Source organism: Paenibacillus hemerocallicola (assembly GCF_006265175.1).
GTDB lineage: Bacteria > Bacillota > Bacilli > Paenibacillales > NBRC-103111 > Paenibacillus_AB > Paenibacillus_AB hemerocallicola.
Genome location: NZ_VDCQ01000069.1, coordinates 1 through 16,889 on the forward strand (window position 1 = coordinate 1; position 16,889 = coordinate 16,889).

Below are 16,889 nucleotides of genomic sequence, written 5' to 3' on the forward strand. Positions count from 1 at the left end.
GCGAAGCAGTTGTTTACCGCGACAGCAGTTGTTTACCGCGAGATCAGTTGTTTACCGCGACAGCAGCTGTTTACCGCGACAACAGTTGTTTACCGCGAAGCAGTTGTTTACCGCGACAGCAGTTGTTTACCGCGACAGCAGCTGTTTACCGAGACAGCAGTTGTTTATCGCGACAGCAGATGTTTACCGCGACAGCAGACTGTTACCGAGCAGCGAATCTGTTTGCCGAGTCAGCAGACATCATGCGCCGTAATCGTTCACAATAATCCATAAATTCAAACGAAAGTACCGGCGCACCTCGCGCCAGAGATTGACGCCTACAAGCTGATTGGTTTCGGTGTCCGGCTGCGTGTCAAGCCGATTTCCGATGCGCGGGGAGATCGGAACCGGGGAAAGCTCGCTCATCGCGAACAACGGCGATCCGGTGGCGGATTTGCTGTATACGAGCAACTGGCTGCCGCTCGGCTTGGCCGTCGCTTATGCCGTCACGGAAGATCCGAAGTTTGACGGGCTGTGGGAGCGGACCGCCGGCTTCATGGCGGACGCCCAGCTCTCCAGCACGGATTCCGTCTGGACGGCGCATGGGCTCGGGCCTATGACCTGGAGCGCATGAAAGTATTCGGCTCGCCGGCCGATATGGGCTGGGGGCCGTGGGCCATCGAATCCGGCTGGACCGTGGCGGAGATCGCGGCGGGGTTGATGGCCGGACTTATGACCGACCGGCTGAAAGCTTGGCTGAAGTGATGCGGCTTGTCACCAACTATGTAGAGGTAGAGACGAATCGGTCCTGCTTGCCGGACCGACTTTTTGCGCTCTTTTGTACTCATGCAGGCTCTTTCACGGATAGCGGAACCGGGTGCTCCAAAAGGCATCGTGGCAGCTGTGCCGAGCTTGGGTTCAGTATGCCGGAAATGCGATTTTATGGCCTGTTTCTCGCAATCTTGGTTTAAACGGCACGGAAACTGTCAACTCTATTAATAGGTTGCTTTGCCCAGCCAGGCGAAATGATAGAAGTATGATCGGCAGGTGGAACAAATGTCCATTTTCAATTGGTTCAAAAAATCGAAAAAGCGGAAGGCCCATCCGATTCCAAATCAGGCGTCCGAGTTGATTCAAAGCATGGAAATGAGCGGAAGTTTGGAGCAGTTGATCGATTCTATCACTCGCATTTTCGGGGGCAACGACGACTTCGGGGTACGGCGGTTTCATGTATTTGGCCACTATCAGGCGGTCATGTTCTACTATGCTACCATGATCGACCAAGCGATGATCAACGGAAGCATTTTAAAGCCGTTCATGTATGTGCCGCCGCACTTGGAAGGGAAGAGCATCGAATTTCACCGGCTGCAGGACGTTCTGCTGCAGGATTCGATCTTCCACAGCGATGTGAGAACGGAGGGCCGGTTTCCCAAGCTGGTCGAAGCCATTTTACGCGGGCAAACGGTCGTGGCGATCGAAGGGTTGAACGAGGCTTTTGTGATCGGTACGCGCAATATCGAGCAGAGGGCCATCGACCAGCCCGCAACGGAGCAGGTCATCCGCGGGCCGCGCGAAGGGTTTATCGAGCTGCTGGGCACGAATATCGCCCTGCTTCGTTACCGGCTGCAAACCCCGGATCTGCGCATCAATACGCTGGAGCTCGGCCGCAGAACGAAATCGAAGGTCGCGATTTGTTATATGGAAGGGATTACGGACCCCGATCTGTTGAAGGAAGTGAAGAAGCGGCTTTCCAGGATCGATATCGACGCGGTTCTCGATTCGGGGTATTTGGAGCAATTTATCGAGGACAACCATCTATCCCCGTTTCCGCAAGTCAACTACACGGAACGGCCGGATAAAGTGGCCGCCAACCTGCTGGAAGGCAGAGTGGCGATTCTGGTAGACGGGTCTCCGCTAGCTTTGATCGTTCCGACCGTTTTCAATCAATTCTATCAAACGGTGGAAGATTACACGGAACGTTTTCTGCTGATGAGCGCGATTCGCATGGCACGTCTTGTCGCTCTTATCTTTTCCTTGGTATTTCCGTCGATTTATGTCGCGATTATTTCCTTCAATCCGGAGTTGATTCCGACGGAGTTTGCCGTAGCGGTTGCGGGCGGGAGAGCGGGGGTGCCTTTCCCGGCGATCATAGAGGTGCTCGTCATCGAAATTTCGATGGAAGTATTGCGGGAGGCGACGATCCGTTTGCCCCAGCAGGTCGGCGGCGCTCTCTCCATAGTCGGCGTGCTCGTTATCGGACAGGCTGCGGTGGCAGCCGGGTTTGCCAGCCCGATTACCGTCGTCATTATCGCACTCGCGACGATCGGATCGTTTGCGACGCCGGCCTATAATGCCGCGCTGGCTTTGCGGCTTTTGCGCTTTCCGCTTATATTTTTGGCCGGCATTTTCGGACTGTACGGCGTCATGATCGGCTTGATCCTCATCCTGAACCACCTGCTTTCCTTGAAATCGTTCGGCGTGCCTTATTTGAGCCCGCTCGTTCCGGGTAATTTTCAAGGCATGAAGGACTTGCTTGTACGGGGGCCGCTATGGTGGATGAATAATAGACCCTCGTTCCTGCAGCCTCTCGACAAAACGAGATTGAGCGACAAGACGGTCGAACAGCTGAAGCAGCCGCCGGACAACGTCATGGATCCCTTAAAATTCAAGGATCGGAAGGAGTGATGCCGGATGGAGGCACCGCGTCAAATTACCGTAATCCAAACGGCAGCCATTCTCGTCAGCACGATTATCGGAGTCGGCGTACTCCCCCTTCCTCTATTCGCCGTTCGCGCCGCGGATTCCGCCGCTCCTCTCGTGACGCTGTTCGGGATGGTGCTTGCCTTCGTCGGGTTGGGCTTGATCGCTCTGCTCGGCATGCGGTTCCCTACGAAATCGATCATTCAATATAGCGAGGATATTATCGGGAAATGGCCCGCCCGGATCGGCAGCTTGTTTATAATCGCATTTTTCGCGATGCTGACGTCTCTTACCGCGCGCGAGTTCGGAGAGGTGGTCGTCACTTCGGTCTTGAAAACGACTCCCGTGGAAGTAACCGTCATCGTGATGCTGCTGCTGGCGGCGATTTCTACACGCAACAACATTACGACGTTTGCCTACATCCATAATTTTTATTTTCCCGCTCTCTTGGGCCCTTGTCTGCTTATTGTTGCGCTGTCCTTGAAAAATGCCGAGGCGATCAATCTTCAGCCGATTTGGGCAAACGACTCGAAGACGATCGTAGCCGGCATGTTTACGATAGCCGCCTTATTCCAGGGCTCCTTCATTTTGACCGCGGTAATCCCGGCCATGCGCCGGCCCGAGAAGGCGATGAAGGCAAGCATCTGGGGGATTTTGATCGCGGGAGGGCTGTACGTGACGATCGTGGTGGCGACAGTCAGCGTTTTCGGCGCCGAGGAGAGCAAGCGGCTGCTGTGGCCGACATTGGAGCTGGCCAAAGCCACGTCATTGCCCGCCAACATCTTGGAGCGTCTGGATGCGGCTTTTCTCGCCGTATGGGTAACCGCCGTGTTCACCACCTTGTTCTCCAGTTATTTTCTTACGATCCACTCGCTCAGCAAGCTGTTTCGTCTGAACGATCATAAAATGTTCTCCATGTTCCTTCTGCCGGTTGTTTTCGTAATGGCGATGCTGCCGTTGAACATATTGCATATGTACGAAATCATTCAAAATGTCGGGAGGATCGGACTTTTCATCACGATTGTTTATCCGGGGGCGCTGTTGCTGATCTCTTTGGTCCGCAAGAAAAGAGGGGATCGCGTTGGAAACAAGCCGATGGATCACGCCGGGTAAGCTGCTGGGCTTTCTGCTTGTTGTACTGCCGATCCTGACGGGCTGCTGGGACAGGCTGGAAATCGAAGAGCGATCCGTCGTGCTGGGCATATCGGTCGATGTGGCGGAACCGGAGGCCGAGCAGGAGGAGGACGAGATTTCCCATCTGCAAGGGAAGTTCCCCGCCCCGGAAAAAGATATGATCCGCGTCGCAGCCCAGATCGCGCTTCCCGGAAGAATTCCGCTCGGTCCGGGCGAAAGCGGGGGCGGAGGCCAAGGCTCGGACCAAACCGTATGGGTTATCAATGTGGTCGGCCATACGATAGACGATGCTCTGATGAATTTGCAGCAGCAAATATCGGGCAGACTGTTTTTCGGCCATTTGCGCGTCATTGTCGTATCGGAAGCGGTAGCCCAAAAAGGACTGGAAAATTTGAACGACTATTTCCGCCGCAATTCCGAAGTGCGCCGCATGGCTTGGATGATGATCGCCAAAGGAAATGCGGAGCGGCTAATGAGCGCCGCGCCGAAATTGGAGCGCGTACCGACCTTGTATTTATTGTCGACGATGGACAGTGCCGTCAAGCTGGGGAAATTTCCGAGAGATTATGTCGGAATCTATTGGAGCAATTCTACGAAGAAGGGGCAGGAGGCCTATTTGCCTTACGTAGAAATAATGGAGGAGCAGAACATCCAAATAACCGGGATGGCGTATTTTCGACACGATAAAATGGTGGGAGTCACGAAGCCGTTTGAAATCGCCGGATTTATGGGGATTAAAGGAATGACGCCGGCGGGATACAGGGGCTTCGTCACCTTGGACGGATCGGAGCATAATAATGTGACGATTTACGCGACCAATCGCAAATCCAAAATCGAAGTGGAAATCAAAAACGGCTTGCCGCATTTTAACGTATCCGTCTTTACCGAAATCAATTTGGAGGAGAAGATCAACGAGCAGTTTACCGTCGACCATTCCGATATATTGAAAGAAATCGAACAAAAAAACAAGGAATCCCTCGTCAAAACGTACGAGGAGTTGATTAAGAAAACCCAGGAGAAGGGCTCCGACATTTTCGGCTTCGGCGAATACGTGCGTGCCAAGGAGCCGAAATATTGGAATGCGGAAGTGAAAACGAAAGAACGCTGGCAAGAAATGTACAAGGATATATCGGTCGATGTTAGCGTAACCACGAGAATTCGGCGTATCGGCATGAAAGCCAGATAAGTCCGTCAAGAGCGCGTCAAGAACAAGGGGAGGGAGTATCGATGTTTACAGCCGGAATAGGCTATGCCGGTTTTATCGGTTATGCGATACCTTTGTGGCTGATCACGGGGTTGTTTATTTTGCGGCTTGACGTGAAAGGATATGAGCTTGCGGCGATGGATAAGGAAAGGAAAGCATCCCGGTTCGTCGGATGGCTCAATATCGTCCTCGGCATCTTGACGTTTATCGCGAGCTGGTCGCTTCAGAAATGGGGCTGGTAGCGGCTGCTTGCAGGCGTGCGGCGTTTTAGGCGGGATTCCCCGCTACGGAACCGGATTTTGCTATTGCTGAACTTGGGTTCGCATAGCTGAATCGGGTTCATTTTTTTTGCATATTTCCAAGAAAAGGAACACTTGCTATACTTGTTCTTGACCTGTACCGCATGAAAATAAAGAGGGAGGGGTATGATGGCCGTTTTTTTCGGGTTTATGCACAAAGCGTTTCAGGAGCGGTTCGTATACCGGACGAACTCCTACATCACCATTGTCAGCACCTGGCTCGGGCTGTTTGTGCTGGTCAGCGCGTGGCGGGCGCTGTATGGCGGCAAGTCCGAGGTCGGCGGCGTAACGTTCGACGATATGATGAGCTTTATCGTCATCAATACGCTCGTCGCCTCGCTGATCCGCTCCAATATGGGGCAGCGCATCGGGGAGCGGGTCGCGGACGGCTCGATCAGCATCGATCTGATCCGCCCGGTTTCGTTCAAGTCGTACCATCTGGCCAACCAGCTCGGCGAAAATTTGTTCGCCCTGCTGTTCAGCACGGTTCCGGCCGTCACCCTGGCCGTCGTGCTCTGGGGGTTCCGGCTGCCCGACGAGCCGGCGCGCATCTCGCTGTTCATACTCAGCCTCGTCCTCGGCCTGCTGCTTATGAACCAGATCAACTACATATTCGGTTTGCTGGCGATATGGCTGAAAACGTCATGGTTTATTAACGCCATTACGAATGCCGCCTTCGACTTGTTCGCCGGCACGTTCGTGCCGTTATGGTTTTACCCGGACTGGCTGTATGCGGCCAGCAAATTTTTGCCGTTTCATCTGGTCACGTTCCAGCCGATCTCGATTTGCCTCGGCAAATTGACGCTTCCCGCCGTGTGGGCCGTTATTGGCGGACAGCTGGCCTGGCTTGCCGCCTTGTGGGCGCTGGAAAAGTGGATGTGGGCCAAAGCGCAGGACCAAATCGACATTCATGGGGGGTGACGCCGGATGCAGCATGCTCCGCTATATTGGCAGTTTATAAAAATCAAGCTGAAGGCGATGACCGATTACCGCAGCTCTTTTCTAATTATTACGTTTTCCAAGACGTTGATGTGGGCCGTTGAAGTTTACGTGCTCTGGATTCTGATCGACCGTTTCCAGTCGATCGCCGGCTGGAGCAGCTATGAGGTGATGCTGCTGTTCGGGCTGAATCTCGCCTCTTACTCGCTGGCCGGCTTCTTCTTCTACCATCCGTTCGTCTACCTGCCGAAGCGCATTCAGAGCGGGGAGTTCGACGAGATGCTGACGAAGCCGATGAATCCGTTTCTCTACTTGCTGAGCCGCGAATTCAGCACCGGCTATTTTTCGAACATGGGGGTCGCCGCCTTCGTCGTCGTGCTGGCTTTCGTCAAGCTGGACATTCGTCCGGACGCTCTCGACCTGCTGTTCCTTGCGCTCGTGCTGCTGGGGGGAGCGATGATCCAGGCCGCCGCATTCGTCTTCGCGGCCGTTCCGGCGTTCTGGATTACCCAGAGCGGCAGCTTGTCCCGACTGCTTAACGACTTTAAAGGCTTTATCCGGTATCCGCTGTCGGCGTATCACGGCTTCGTGCAAGTGATGTTTACGCTGGTGTTCCCGTTCGCCTTCATCAATTTTTACCCGGCGCAATATTTTTTGCGCAAGGACGATTTTCTGATGTTTCACCCGGCGCTGCAATATTTGACCCCGCTGATCGGACTCGCGCTGTTCGCGCTGGCATACCGGTTCTGGAAGTTCGGCATCAACCATTACCGCAGCACCGGATCTTGAGGAGGAACGCCCCATGCCCATTATCGAAATGAACGACGTTTCCAAAACGTTTCAGGTGCACAAGCGGACCGTCGGCTTCTGGAACACGCTGAAGTCGCTCGTCCATCGCGAATACGAGACGAAGGTTGCGGTGGAGCGCATCTCGTTCTCGATCGAGCCGGGCGAGCTGGTCGGCTATATCGGGCCGAACGGCGCCGGCAAGTCGACGACGATCAAGATGCTTTCCGGCATTCTGACCCCTTCCGCCGGCGCGATCCGCGTCGACGGGCGAGTCCCGCACGACAACCGCAGGGCGAACGCGATGCATATCGGCGTCGTCTTCGGCCAACGCTCGCAGCTGTACTGGGACTTGCCGATGATCGATACGTTCGAGCTGTATCAGAAAATGTTCCGCATCGACAACGGCAGGTTCAGGCGGAACGTGGACTTTTACGTCGAGCTGCTGGAAATGGGCGAATTCCTGAACCGTCCTGTCCGGCAATTGAGCCTTGGACAGAAAATGCGCGCCGAGCTGGCGGTTGCGCTGCTGCATGATCCGAAGATCGTCTATCTCGACGAGCCGACGATCGGCCTCGACGTCGTCGCCAAAAGCCGCATTCGCACGTTTATTCGCGAGGTGAACAAGGAGAAAGGGACGACCGTTATATTGACGACGCACGACATGGACGATATCGAGCAAATATGCAGCCGGATCATCCTGATTGACCGCGGTTCCATCATGTACGACGGGACACTGTCCGACTTCAAAAGCGGCTTCAGCCGGGGCCATCTGCTGTCGGTCGTATTCGCTGACGAGGATGCGGAATTGGGAGAGAAACGGCTTCAGGTCGTCAAAAGCGAAGGGCCGCGCAAGCAAATTTTGTTCCGCAGCGAAGAAATTTCGGTCGGCGAAGCGATAACGCACATTACCCGCAATTTCAAGGTGCTTGACCTGCAGCTGAAAGAGCCGGATATCGAAGAGATTATCCGGGATTTGTACGGCAAGGCGAAAGCGAACTGACTGTCCGCGAACGAAAGGCGGAAGCGTTAAGCCTCGTGCTTCCGGTAGTAGTATAATGAATGTATTAAAGAACGAGGAGAGGAGAAGCGCGGCCCTTGTGCAGTCATCCGCAGCCTATATGCACTCCGCCGTGCCTGTAACGCTTATGCAGATGCGTATGTATACGCCGGCTTTGCCGTTATCGCTGTTCGTCGATTGCTTCTGGTATTTGTCCGGCTATCGGCCGTCGCATGCCAAGGAGCTGACTTTTCCCGACGGCTCGGTCGAGATCGTAATCGATCTCCGGGGCGATCCGATCCGGCTGTTCGACCGGGAAGACCGCGAGCTGGACTTCGGCGGAGCCGTCTTATGCGGACCCCATTCCGATTATTTCATCATCGATACCGCTGACGAGGCCGAGGTCGTCGGCATCCATTTTAAGCCGGGCGGGGCGTATCCGTTCCTGAATCTTCCTCTTTATGAGCTGCATAACGCGCACGTTTCTCTGGATTTGCTGTGGGGCGCCTCGGCCCGCGAGCTTCGCGAGGAGCTGCTGGAGGCGGCGACCATTGACGATAAATTCGGCATACTCGCGAAAAGGCTCATGGCGCTTGCGGCCAAGCCGCTCGTTCCGCAGCCGTCCGTCCGATACGCGCTGGACAAGCTGCGGGATTGTTCCTTCACCGGCACCGTAGCCGATGTCGTCGGGGAAATCGGCATGAGCCACAACCGGTTCAACCAAATTTACAAAGCGGAAGTCGGGATGTCCCAGAAACGGTCGAGCCGCCTATTCCGCTTCCAGCAAGTGCTGCACCTTATCGGGAGCGGGCGCGAGATCGACTGGTCTGCCGTTGCCCTTCATTGCGGCTATTACGATCAAGCCCATTTCATTAAAGATTTCCAGTCGTTCTCCGGCATCAATCCGAGCGTGTACCGTCCGCTGCCCGGCCGGCACCACAATCACGCCGTCTATCGGGCGTGAGCGGCTGTTGGCTGTTGGTGTCGACTATCGGTTCAAAAATTTACAATACACCCCGGCCGGAATCGTCTACAATGAAGGCAACTCGCCCGGACACCATGCCGCTCGCGAGAATTATCGTATGCAGGAGGATTATTGATGAGCCATCCTTATGCTCCACACGGATATCGTACCGTAACGCCGTATTTCACCGTCAAAGATGCGAACAAGATGATCGAATTTGCAAAAGCGGTATTCGACGCCGAGGAAATCAGCCGGTCGGTCGCAAGCGACGGCCGCGTCTCCCATGCCGAGGCGCGGATCGGCGATATGATCGTCGAGCTGTCGGACGCAAGCGACCGGTTTCCGCCCAGATCGAACACGCTGCATATTTTCGTGGCCGATACCGACAATAGCTACAGACGCGCTCTGGAGGCGGGAGCCGTCTCGCTGTACGAGCCGGCCGACATGCCTTACGGGGAGCGAAGCGCTGGAGTCGAGGATCCGTTCGGCAACCATTGGTACATCGCTACGTTTCTCGGCGGAGAAGGACATGGTTACAAGTGACGAGGCGAGCCGCATCGCGATGTCGCTGCCGGGCGCCGAGCAGCGCGAGCATTGGGGGAAGCCTTCGTTCCGCGTGCGCGATAAAATTTTTGCGGTCATCCGGCCGGACGGCGTATCGCTTGTCCTCAAGACGACCAAAGACGATCGGCTCGCCTACACGACGATGGCGCCCGACATATTCGGCATGCCCGACAGTTTTGCGAATCTGGCTTATATGATCGTGCGGCTGGATCGGATCGAACCGTCCGAATGCCGGGAGTTGATCGTTCAGGCATGGCGGCTCGTTTCGCCGAAGCGTGCGGTCGCGGCTTACGACCGGGGAAATGAGGGCGGATAACACGTTTGAAAAAAAGGCGTGACACAAGGTGTAACCATCGGTCATAATCTTCGTTATAGAAGATAAAGGGTCGAAGGGTTGAAGACATATGAAAAAAATAGCGGCGTCATATGCGCCATTGCTCTGGATGTTTTGCATACCGGTATTGAATGTGTTCTACGGCATATTGAATCGCGAAGGAGCCCAGGTGCGCAGCCTGATGACGGGGCTGGACGCCGTCACTCCTTTCGTACCGGCATTCGTGGTGCCCTATTTGATCTGGTATCCTTTCATGATCGCCATGTTCGTGTTCTTGTTTATGAAGAACCGGGCGGTCTATTACCGGGCGTTAGTCCAACTATGTATCGGGCTAATCGTGTGCTACATCACCTATTTTTTCTACCAAACGACGGTGTCCCGGCCCCTCATAACCGACGATGTGCCGTTTTATTGGCTCTTACACTTCGTCTACAGCAACGACCAGCCTTTCAATTGTTTTCCGAGCATCCATGTGTTGACGACTTATGTCATCCTGAAGCATACGTTCCAATACTTGGATGTGAAGCGTTATGCCCGTCTGGGCATCTTCGCGATCGGCTGGGCCATCATCGTCTCGACCGTATTCGTGAAGCAGCATGTCGTACTGGACATCGCGGGAGCGATCCTGCTGGTCGAGCTGATGTTTTACTTGGCGCATAAAATCGCTCCGCTGCCAAAGGAGAAGCCCGTATCGGCTACGGCGTAACAAATGGGTATCAAGCACAGCCCCGGTGAATAGTCACCGGGGCTATTCGTTTTGCCGAATTGCATCCAATTCGCGATGGAGAATAGTGGGAATAAAAGGATTGACTTGCGAACGCGTGTTCTATAGTATCTTAAGTAAATTAAGTAACTATTACCGCCAACTGTCGTACCGTACGCACCCCGAAGTTTTACGGTGTTAAGCATCTGGGAGTCGATAACGGAATACAGTTCCGTTAACGAGGTTCATTCTCGCTATTTCCCGATAATAAAGGAACTCCGTTCCGCTATGAGCCTCGGTTTCCGACGAATAGCGACTGCGGCCATGCAATAGAGGAAATCGGTTCCGCTATTTTCGTGCCGGGCAGTGATTTCGAGCGAATAACGTACTGCAGTTCCGCTAACCGCTTAGTAGACTATGTACGGACGAACGGGGTAGGGGCAATCATTTTGTGCAACGAGGTGTAGCGATGTTCAAACTGGCATGGAGTCTGCCGCAGGATAGGAATGAATTCGATCCGGGGGTTTCAGGGGTTTGCCCCGGCGTTTGGCGCGGGCGCGAAGCTTTGTACTTCGAGAACAAACTGGCGGCCCCCGTGCTGCTTCGCGATGAAATCGGTCTCGACCGCTTTCGTCTTCAAGCGGAAATAGCATGCCCCGGACCGGTAGGCTTCATCGGGCTTGTATTCGGAGCCCGCGATGCGGACAATTTCGAACTGGTGTACGTGTCTCCGGCGTATAAGGATTATCCCGGAGAAATCCAGTACGATCCGTTCATGAACGGGTCGAGCACTTGGCAAATTTACAACGGTCCCCGCTACCAAGCCCCCGCGCCGTTCGCGCCGGGTGAGTGGACGAAGCTGGCTCTGGACGTTCAGCCGCACAGCGTCTCCATTTATGTCGGAGAGACCGGGGAGCCGCAGCTTGTTATCCCGAATTTGCAGCATGGGCGATGTTCCGGCCGAATCGGCGTTTGGGGGTATTTGCCCGGCTATATCAGGAACCTTTCGGTGGAAGAAATCCAAGAGGTCCCACCGGCACCTGTACATGGAACGGTAACGGATCCGGACAAGCTGTCGGCGGATAGCTTCGTCACGGAATGGACGGTAAGCGAGCCTTATTCCCGCGACGGGCATCCCATACCTGCAGGGAAACGAAAGGTCGTAGTCGAAGAGAACGGCACGCTTAACCTGAACAGGCTGTACAAGTCGGAAGCGGGCACGTCCGTCCGAGCCGAATGCCGCTTTACGCTGCCGGAAGAGCGGGAATCGGTACTGTCCTTCGGCTATAGCGACCATATCCGGCTGTGGGTCAACGAAGAAGAAGTGTACGGGGGAGCATGGAAATGGGGACCGCCGGAAAGCGACGGACGGATTCGGCCCGGTCACGCTGCCGTATCCGTGCGTTGGAAAGCGGGGCTCAACACGATTCGCGCAGAGGTTGCGAGCGAGGAGGTCATGTTCGGCTGGGGACTATGCGTCAGGACGGGGCTGCCCGGCTTATCCTATCTCTCGGATGAAGACTGATAGCCGGCACGGGCTTAAACGGAAAGGGATGACCTTGCAGGTGCAGGTCATCCCGGCCGCGACTCAATATTTGGTCATGATCTTCACGTAGTTCGCCATCTTCTTGAAAAACCGCTTCAGCTTCATCGTCCGACTCCTCCCGCGTACTACGACTGATACGCTTCCAAAAAACGAACGACCTCCGATGCCTGTTCTCCTCCGGCTTTCGCATGAGCGATCAATGGAATCGTATGAGGCCCGCGTGAATGGACCACGGCCGGGTCGTCCTGGACGATCGCTTTGACGATCTCCAGCCTGCCCAGCATGGCTGCCGCGAATACGTCGATTCTAGCCCCTTTGTCCAGCAAGTAGAGGGCGATGTCCCGTCTGCCTACGTGTGCCGCCGCCCCAAGAGCGGTTTCCCAATCTCCGTTGCCCCAATCCCAGGAAGCGTTAACGAGTCCGGGCTCCCGCTCGAGCATTTCTTTGACCTTGTCCAGATCCCCGTGGGCGTTGTACACGAAATCTTTTACCAATGGAGCGTTCAGACTGCCGGACATAACGATGTCCCCTTCCATTCATGGATTCGAAAAGCTTCCGAGCAAATCGGCGATTTCGGTATTGCCTCTGGCCAATGCATAGTCTGCCGGCGCAGTAGACCCGGCGTTCGGTATTCGCGGATCCGCCCCATGCTCCAGCAGCAGCTTGACGATCTCGATCCGGTTGAAATGCGCCGCGACATGCAGCGGCGTAAACCCTTTGCGGAGCTCGCCTTCGCATGGGGAGTCGATGTCGCTTCCGTGCTCGAGCAGCAGCCGGACCAGGTTAATATGATTGCCCGCAATGGAGGCGTGCAGCGGCGTATTATTCAATTTGCCGTCCCTGCTCTTCAGATTGATGTCGGCACCGGCCTGCAGCAAATAGGCGGCCGTCTCTTCATTGCCGAAGTGGGCGGCGAGTCCGAGCGGCGTATACCCGTCGAAGCTGTAGCTGTCTAACAGCTTGGGGGAGGCGGAGGCGAGCTCGCGTACTCTGGACGTATTGCCGACGGCGGCGGCTTCGAAGAAGTTCAGCTCGGCTCCTTGCTGGAGGAGCAGCTCTTTGATCTCGGTAGCCCGGTAGTAGGCGGCCAGTAGGACGGCGGTTTGGCCTTCGTCCGTCTTGGCGTTTTTCAGCTTCTCGTCCACGGACAGCAAATGCTGGACTTTATCCAGGTTTTTGCTTTTCACCGCGTCCAGCATTTCTTGCTTCAGGATCCGGACATGCTCCGCCAGCGCATTAGCCTTCATGATCAATTGCTCGGAGGCTTGTACCCCGATTCCGATGAATTGGGACGCCGCTTCGGAACGGCTTTGGGCCAAGCCCGCATCCACGAGCAAATCGACGGCTGCAAGAGTAGTCTCGTCCAGTCTTACGGATAACACGACGCTTCGATTCGGTTTCTTGCCCATGACTGCTTCCTTCGCGAAATTATTGTAATAATTATTACAATGTTAATTGTACATGGAATAGAAAACGTTGTCAAAAAGACTGCGACTGACCAATTAACGTACACACTTTGTTCTCAATTTGAGATATTTATATGGGTTTCTTCGAAATCGTCGACGCTTGGTTCCTTCCAAAAGTCGTTCAAGTCGTTCATACCACTGTGTACGTTCTTTTGAAATTTTTTGTATGCCACCTGTTGTAGGCGATGTTTCTGATCGGGTCCAGGTTCGAAAATTTTTGCTGTGTATGAAATCGGGAGTTGCCAACGTTTAACTGCAACGTAAGCGACATGAAATTAGGTAACTTTACTGAAAATTCTGACCGCTTTTTCAAGAACATTTTTTTGTGTTATGTAATAAAATGCGTTTTCCCAAATCCACACCAAAAATATTTTTTTAAAAGCAGATTGATAATATTTTATGTAATATTGTATAAATTTAACATTTAAGATGGTAATATACACATTATTGGAACATGTTGGGATTTATAGGCATCAACGTTAATTGTTATATGATGTGATGTCCCTCAACTTATTTTTGTACCTTAGTTGATATGCTGGCCAGCTATCATATAAAAAATATAGTTATGAGAGGAATCCGAGAGCCATGAAGAGAATATTTATAGTATTTTTGTGCTTTTGTATTATATTACCATCCGCGGCTAATGCATCAAGTAAATCATTTCAGCATATCGATATTAAAGAGAAGGAGTTGACAAAAGAAATACTATTGGAGATGGAAGAAAAAATGAAAACGATGTCTCCAAAAGATGCTGCAGCGTTTTTTGAAGAAACTATGAAAAAACATACTTATGACTACGTAAAATATCCGTATTATTCGGATAAGGCAACCAATGATATGGGGATAATGGCGAATGTAGGGGACACTAGATCGAGTATTGCTTATTCTAATAGTGGCCTTTTTTCAGCCAGTAGTACAAAAGGTATTTGGATTAACATCATAAATAGTTCAATATCCCTTGTACTTGGTTTATCTACGTTTGTTGGTTCCATACTATATGGTGTAGCAAATCTGTTTGTCGCAGTAACTCCAGACACTTCCGAACAAGCGGAAGCAAAGAACTACTTAAAGATAATCAACTTGTGCCAGACGACTGGGTATCTTTGGCTTACTCCCATTCGAGAGAGGTATATGAACATGGTTGGGGATATTTTGTTGATACCCAAGGGTTTGCACATCAGTCAACAATTGACTTCCCGTATCCAAAGACCGCACAATGGGCACCATATTCAAGTTATTCAGAAATAGAGGCTAGAGCTTCAGTTGTTTATGGATATCATCCAACGATACACATACCTGAACATTATTATGGATACTAATTTCCGTCCATGATTTTTAGTTGAATGATAATGTACTGAGGCAAAAATTCTTGCCTCAGTATATTTATTAAAATGATATCTCTTCAAAGAATGCACTTTATAAAGAAAAACGGCAGGTTTATGTCAGGAGCGTGTTTATTATGAAGAATAAGAAAATTTTCATTGGTGGATCTCTTGCTGTTGTGATAGCAGTGATAGCATCATTGATTTATACAATAACCGTTTTTTCAAATAATGCACACATTAGAGTAGAGTATTCAATAACCTATGAAGCTGGAAAAACGGATGAAGGAAAGGATTATATTGTATACAATTTGGTGTTATCAAACGAATCTGCAAAAGCACTTATTAATTTTGATGCTGATATTTCATTAGATGACCAAATGAAGGAGTTCACTCAATTACTAAGTTTTATAACTGAACCAATGAATTTGCCAGCTAAAGATTCTAAAAATTTAAATAGAAATAAGATTATTTATTCAAAGAAAACAGCAATAAACAAATTTTCCTCAATGAATAAGGAACAAATAGAGAAATTGAATAATATTTATTCAAACATTAAAATTGACATGTCTTGGATAGGTGGAAAAAGGGAAGTGTCACTAAGCAAGAACGATTTGATTAACGGCAGTATTTTAGATTTGACAGAGATAAGTAATTAAGGATAATACAACATTCTAGGAATTCATTACAGACCGAGCTAATATATAGCTCGTATTGGTATCGTGGCTTTAATTGCAAAGGAGGGCTCAGAGCAAATGCATGTCCCTAACTGGAGTCAAGTTAGAATAATGCTAGAAAAGAGTCAGCCTAAAGCAATTTTCAAACACCATGCAGATGTCGGACAAAACCAAGTGATTAAAGTAATTGCTAAGAATGAAACAATGCTGCCAACAAAAATAATAGATATTGACTGTGCATTTGCTCCAAAAACATGAAGAAAGCATTACGTAAAATGAAATCTTATACACCACTAAGTGTTGCCATGAGAGTCTTTGATAAACCAACCGTTGAAAATAAATCAATTCGTGATTACGTTGATCGATATGTATTCAGGCTTACAATTCAATGATTGAGTGTATTTGACATCGCCTTCGGGGCGATGTTTTTATGTGCATTTTTTATATGCGCGGGAGACGGGAATGGGATAAAGTTTTGTCATTTATGAGATCAAGTTCTTGTCAACCGACAAGCTGTGACATATTGGTGGGCTGTCGGGATTCACCGGTTTTCTCCCGCTTTCAGCCTTGCTGACATTCGGTTTCGCCGTCGTGGAGAATGGTCGTATAGCGTCGTTCGAGCCGTTTCAGATGAGCGCCGCATAAGGCAAGCTCAAACGAATAGCCGTCCTTGAAATACGGCATATTGCAGTCGTGCACGAGAATGCCGGAATACCGGGGGATGAGCCCGATGTCATCGAATGCCTCGCTGCCCCGTTTGTCGTGGACCGCCTGAAACGTCCATTCCGGGGTAGAAAAGGTGTGGAGCCACTGTGGGGTGCCTTCGATCCGAATCTCGGTCTCATCCGCGTGCGCAACTGGGGTGGCAAGCACCTGCTCGCGAATCGTCTGTTCGTAAGGTGCCAATTGCTCATGCGCGGTCTCCAAGCAGGCCAGCAGCGTCGCCTCGCTGGGGCGATGACCGGTCTGATCGGCGATGAGTTCGCAGGCTCGCCGCAAGGCAGCATCTGATACGAAAGCAAATACACGGCCCACGCGGTCAAACTCTCCCCATACTGGGCGGGAGCGGTGACCCGATCCGGAAAAGCGGCTTGCTGCCGGGAATGGCAGTGCGGACAGCAGGTTCGCTCCGCGCGATGCTCGGTGACGAGGATGCGCGGTTGCGGCAGGTCGAAGACCTGACGTTTCTCGTATCCTTCGCAGGGTTCTCCCTCCAGGGAGGCCGAGCATTGGGAGCAAGCCGTAACGCGATGGATGACGATCGTGTCCGGA

21 protein-coding genes are annotated in these 16,889 nt (G+C 52.1%); 18 read left to right on the forward strand and 3 right to left on the reverse strand.

Features of this window, described 5'->3' with window-relative positions; genetic code table 11:
* The 15 genes from FE784_RS41665 to FE784_RS33240 all read left to right on the forward strand — a co-directional run.
* A partial coding sequence (locus FE784_RS41665) for a hypothetical protein (protein ID WP_218103854.1) occupies positions 1–273 on the forward strand: 273 nt, incomplete at its 5' end.
* Between the two features lie 76 nt (positions 274–349).
* Entirely contained in the window at positions 350–613 is a 264-nt protein-coding gene (locus FE784_RS33180) for a hypothetical protein (protein WP_139606548.1), read from the forward strand.
* The gene (locus tag FE784_RS42510; protein WP_281287195.1) at positions 610–744 is read left to right on the forward strand and encodes a hypothetical protein; all 135 of its coding nucleotides are present in this window, start codon (positions 610–612) and stop codon (positions 742–744) included. Before FE784_RS33180 ends, FE784_RS42510 begins: the two co-directional genes overlap by 4 nt.
* Positions 745–1,035: 291 nt before the next feature.
* Complete coding sequence (locus tag FE784_RS33185) at positions 1,036–2,664, forward strand: spore germination protein (RefSeq protein WP_139606549.1); 1,629 nt, start codon at positions 1,036–1,038, stop codon at positions 2,662–2,664.
* A gap of 6 nt (positions 2,665–2,670) precedes the next feature.
* The gene (locus tag FE784_RS33190) at positions 2,671–3,792 is read left to right on the forward strand and encodes a GerAB/ArcD/ProY family transporter (protein WP_139606550.1); all 1,122 of its coding nucleotides are present in this window, start codon (positions 2,671–2,673) and stop codon (positions 3,790–3,792) included.
* Entirely contained in the window at positions 3,761–4,999 is a 1,239-nt protein-coding gene (locus FE784_RS33195; RefSeq protein ID WP_139606551.1) for a Ger(x)C family spore germination protein, read from the forward strand. The genes FE784_RS33190 and FE784_RS33195 overlap by 32 nt, the downstream gene beginning before the upstream one ends.
* Positions 5,000–5,040: 41 nt before the next feature.
* Positions 5,041–5,259: a CLC_0170 family protein gene (locus FE784_RS33200; RefSeq protein ID WP_139606552.1), complete on the forward strand. Its 219-nt coding sequence runs from the start codon at positions 5,041–5,043 to the stop codon at positions 5,257–5,259.
* 183 nt (positions 5,260–5,442) lie between these two features.
* Positions 5,443–6,237 (forward strand): ABC transporter permease, encoded by a 795-nt coding sequence (locus FE784_RS33205; RefSeq protein ID WP_139606553.1) that lies wholly within the window; start codon positions 5,443–5,445, stop codon positions 6,235–6,237.
* A 6-nt stretch (positions 6,238–6,243) separates the two neighbouring features.
* Entirely contained in the window at positions 6,244–7,044 is an 801-nt protein-coding gene (locus tag FE784_RS33210; protein ID WP_139606554.1) for an ABC transporter permease, read from the forward strand.
* Positions 7,045–7,057: 13 nt separating this feature from the next.
* On the forward strand, positions 7,058–8,044 hold the full coding sequence (locus FE784_RS33215) for an ABC transporter ATP-binding protein (protein WP_139606555.1): 987 nt from the start codon (positions 7,058–7,060) through the stop codon (positions 8,042–8,044).
* Between the two features lie 55 nt (positions 8,045–8,099).
* Positions 8,100–9,005 carry a DUF6597 domain-containing transcriptional factor gene (locus FE784_RS33220; RefSeq protein ID WP_139606556.1) on the forward strand — a complete coding sequence of 302 codons (906 nt, stop codon included), beginning with the start codon at positions 8,100–8,102 and terminating at the stop codon, positions 9,003–9,005.
* 135 nt (positions 9,006–9,140) lie between these two features.
* Positions 9,141–9,548, forward strand: coding sequence for a VOC family protein (locus FE784_RS33225; RefSeq protein ID WP_139606557.1), 408 nt, complete (start codon positions 9,141–9,143; stop codon positions 9,546–9,548).
* Positions 9,535–9,885, forward strand: a complete 351-nt coding sequence (locus FE784_RS33230) for an MmcQ/YjbR family DNA-binding protein (RefSeq protein ID WP_139606558.1) — start codon at positions 9,535–9,537, stop codon at positions 9,883–9,885. Before FE784_RS33225 ends, FE784_RS33230 begins: the two co-directional genes overlap by 14 nt.
* A gap of 88 nt (positions 9,886–9,973) precedes the next feature.
* A complete protein-coding gene (locus FE784_RS33235) occupies positions 9,974–10,609 on the forward strand; it encodes a phosphatase PAP2 family protein (RefSeq protein ID WP_139606559.1) in 636 nt (211 codons plus the stop codon).
* A 466-nt stretch (positions 10,610–11,075) separates the two neighbouring features.
* Positions 11,076–12,131, forward strand: a complete 1,056-nt coding sequence (locus FE784_RS33240; RefSeq protein ID WP_139606560.1) for a hypothetical protein — start codon at positions 11,076–11,078, stop codon at positions 12,129–12,131.
* A gap of 146 nt (positions 12,132–12,277) precedes the next feature.
* Here the strand turns inward: FE784_RS33240 and FE784_RS33245 are convergent, their stop codons facing one another.
* Together FE784_RS33245 and FE784_RS33250 are read right to left on the reverse strand one after the other, a co-directional pair.
* Positions 12,278–12,670, reverse strand: a complete 393-nt coding sequence (locus FE784_RS33245) for an ankyrin repeat domain-containing protein (RefSeq protein ID WP_139606561.1) — start codon at positions 12,668–12,670, stop codon at positions 12,278–12,280.
* A gap of 18 nt (positions 12,671–12,688) precedes the next feature.
* The gene (locus tag FE784_RS33250) at positions 12,689–13,561 is read right to left on the reverse strand and encodes an ankyrin repeat domain-containing protein (RefSeq protein ID WP_139606562.1); all 873 of its coding nucleotides are present in this window, start codon (positions 13,559–13,561) and stop codon (positions 12,689–12,691) included.
* A gap of 642 nt (positions 13,562–14,203) precedes the next feature.
* Between FE784_RS33250 and FE784_RS33255 the strand changes: the two genes are divergently transcribed.
* The 3 genes from FE784_RS33255 to FE784_RS33265 all read left to right on the forward strand — a co-directional run bounded on the left by FE784_RS33255 (position 14,204) and on the right by FE784_RS33265 (position 15,875).
* Complete coding sequence (locus tag FE784_RS33255) at positions 14,204–14,866, forward strand: hypothetical protein (protein WP_139606563.1); 663 nt, start codon at positions 14,204–14,206, stop codon at positions 14,864–14,866.
* 211 nt (positions 14,867–15,077) lie between these two features.
* Positions 15,078–15,599: a hypothetical protein gene (locus tag FE784_RS33260; protein ID WP_139606564.1), complete on the forward strand. Its 522-nt coding sequence runs from the start codon at positions 15,078–15,080 to the stop codon at positions 15,597–15,599.
* 96 nt (positions 15,600–15,695) lie between these two features.
* Positions 15,696–15,875, forward strand: a complete 180-nt coding sequence (locus FE784_RS33265; RefSeq protein ID WP_139606565.1) for a hypothetical protein — start codon at positions 15,696–15,698, stop codon at positions 15,873–15,875.
* A gap of 303 nt (positions 15,876–16,178) precedes the next feature.
* On the opposite strand, the gene FE784_RS33270 is transcribed toward FE784_RS33265, so the two are convergent.
* The gene (locus tag FE784_RS33270) at positions 16,179–16,652 is read right to left on the reverse strand and encodes an IS66 family transposase (RefSeq protein ID WP_176706692.1); all 474 of its coding nucleotides are present in this window, start codon (positions 16,650–16,652) and stop codon (positions 16,179–16,181) included.
* Between the last annotated feature and the right edge of the window lie 237 nt (positions 16,653–16,889).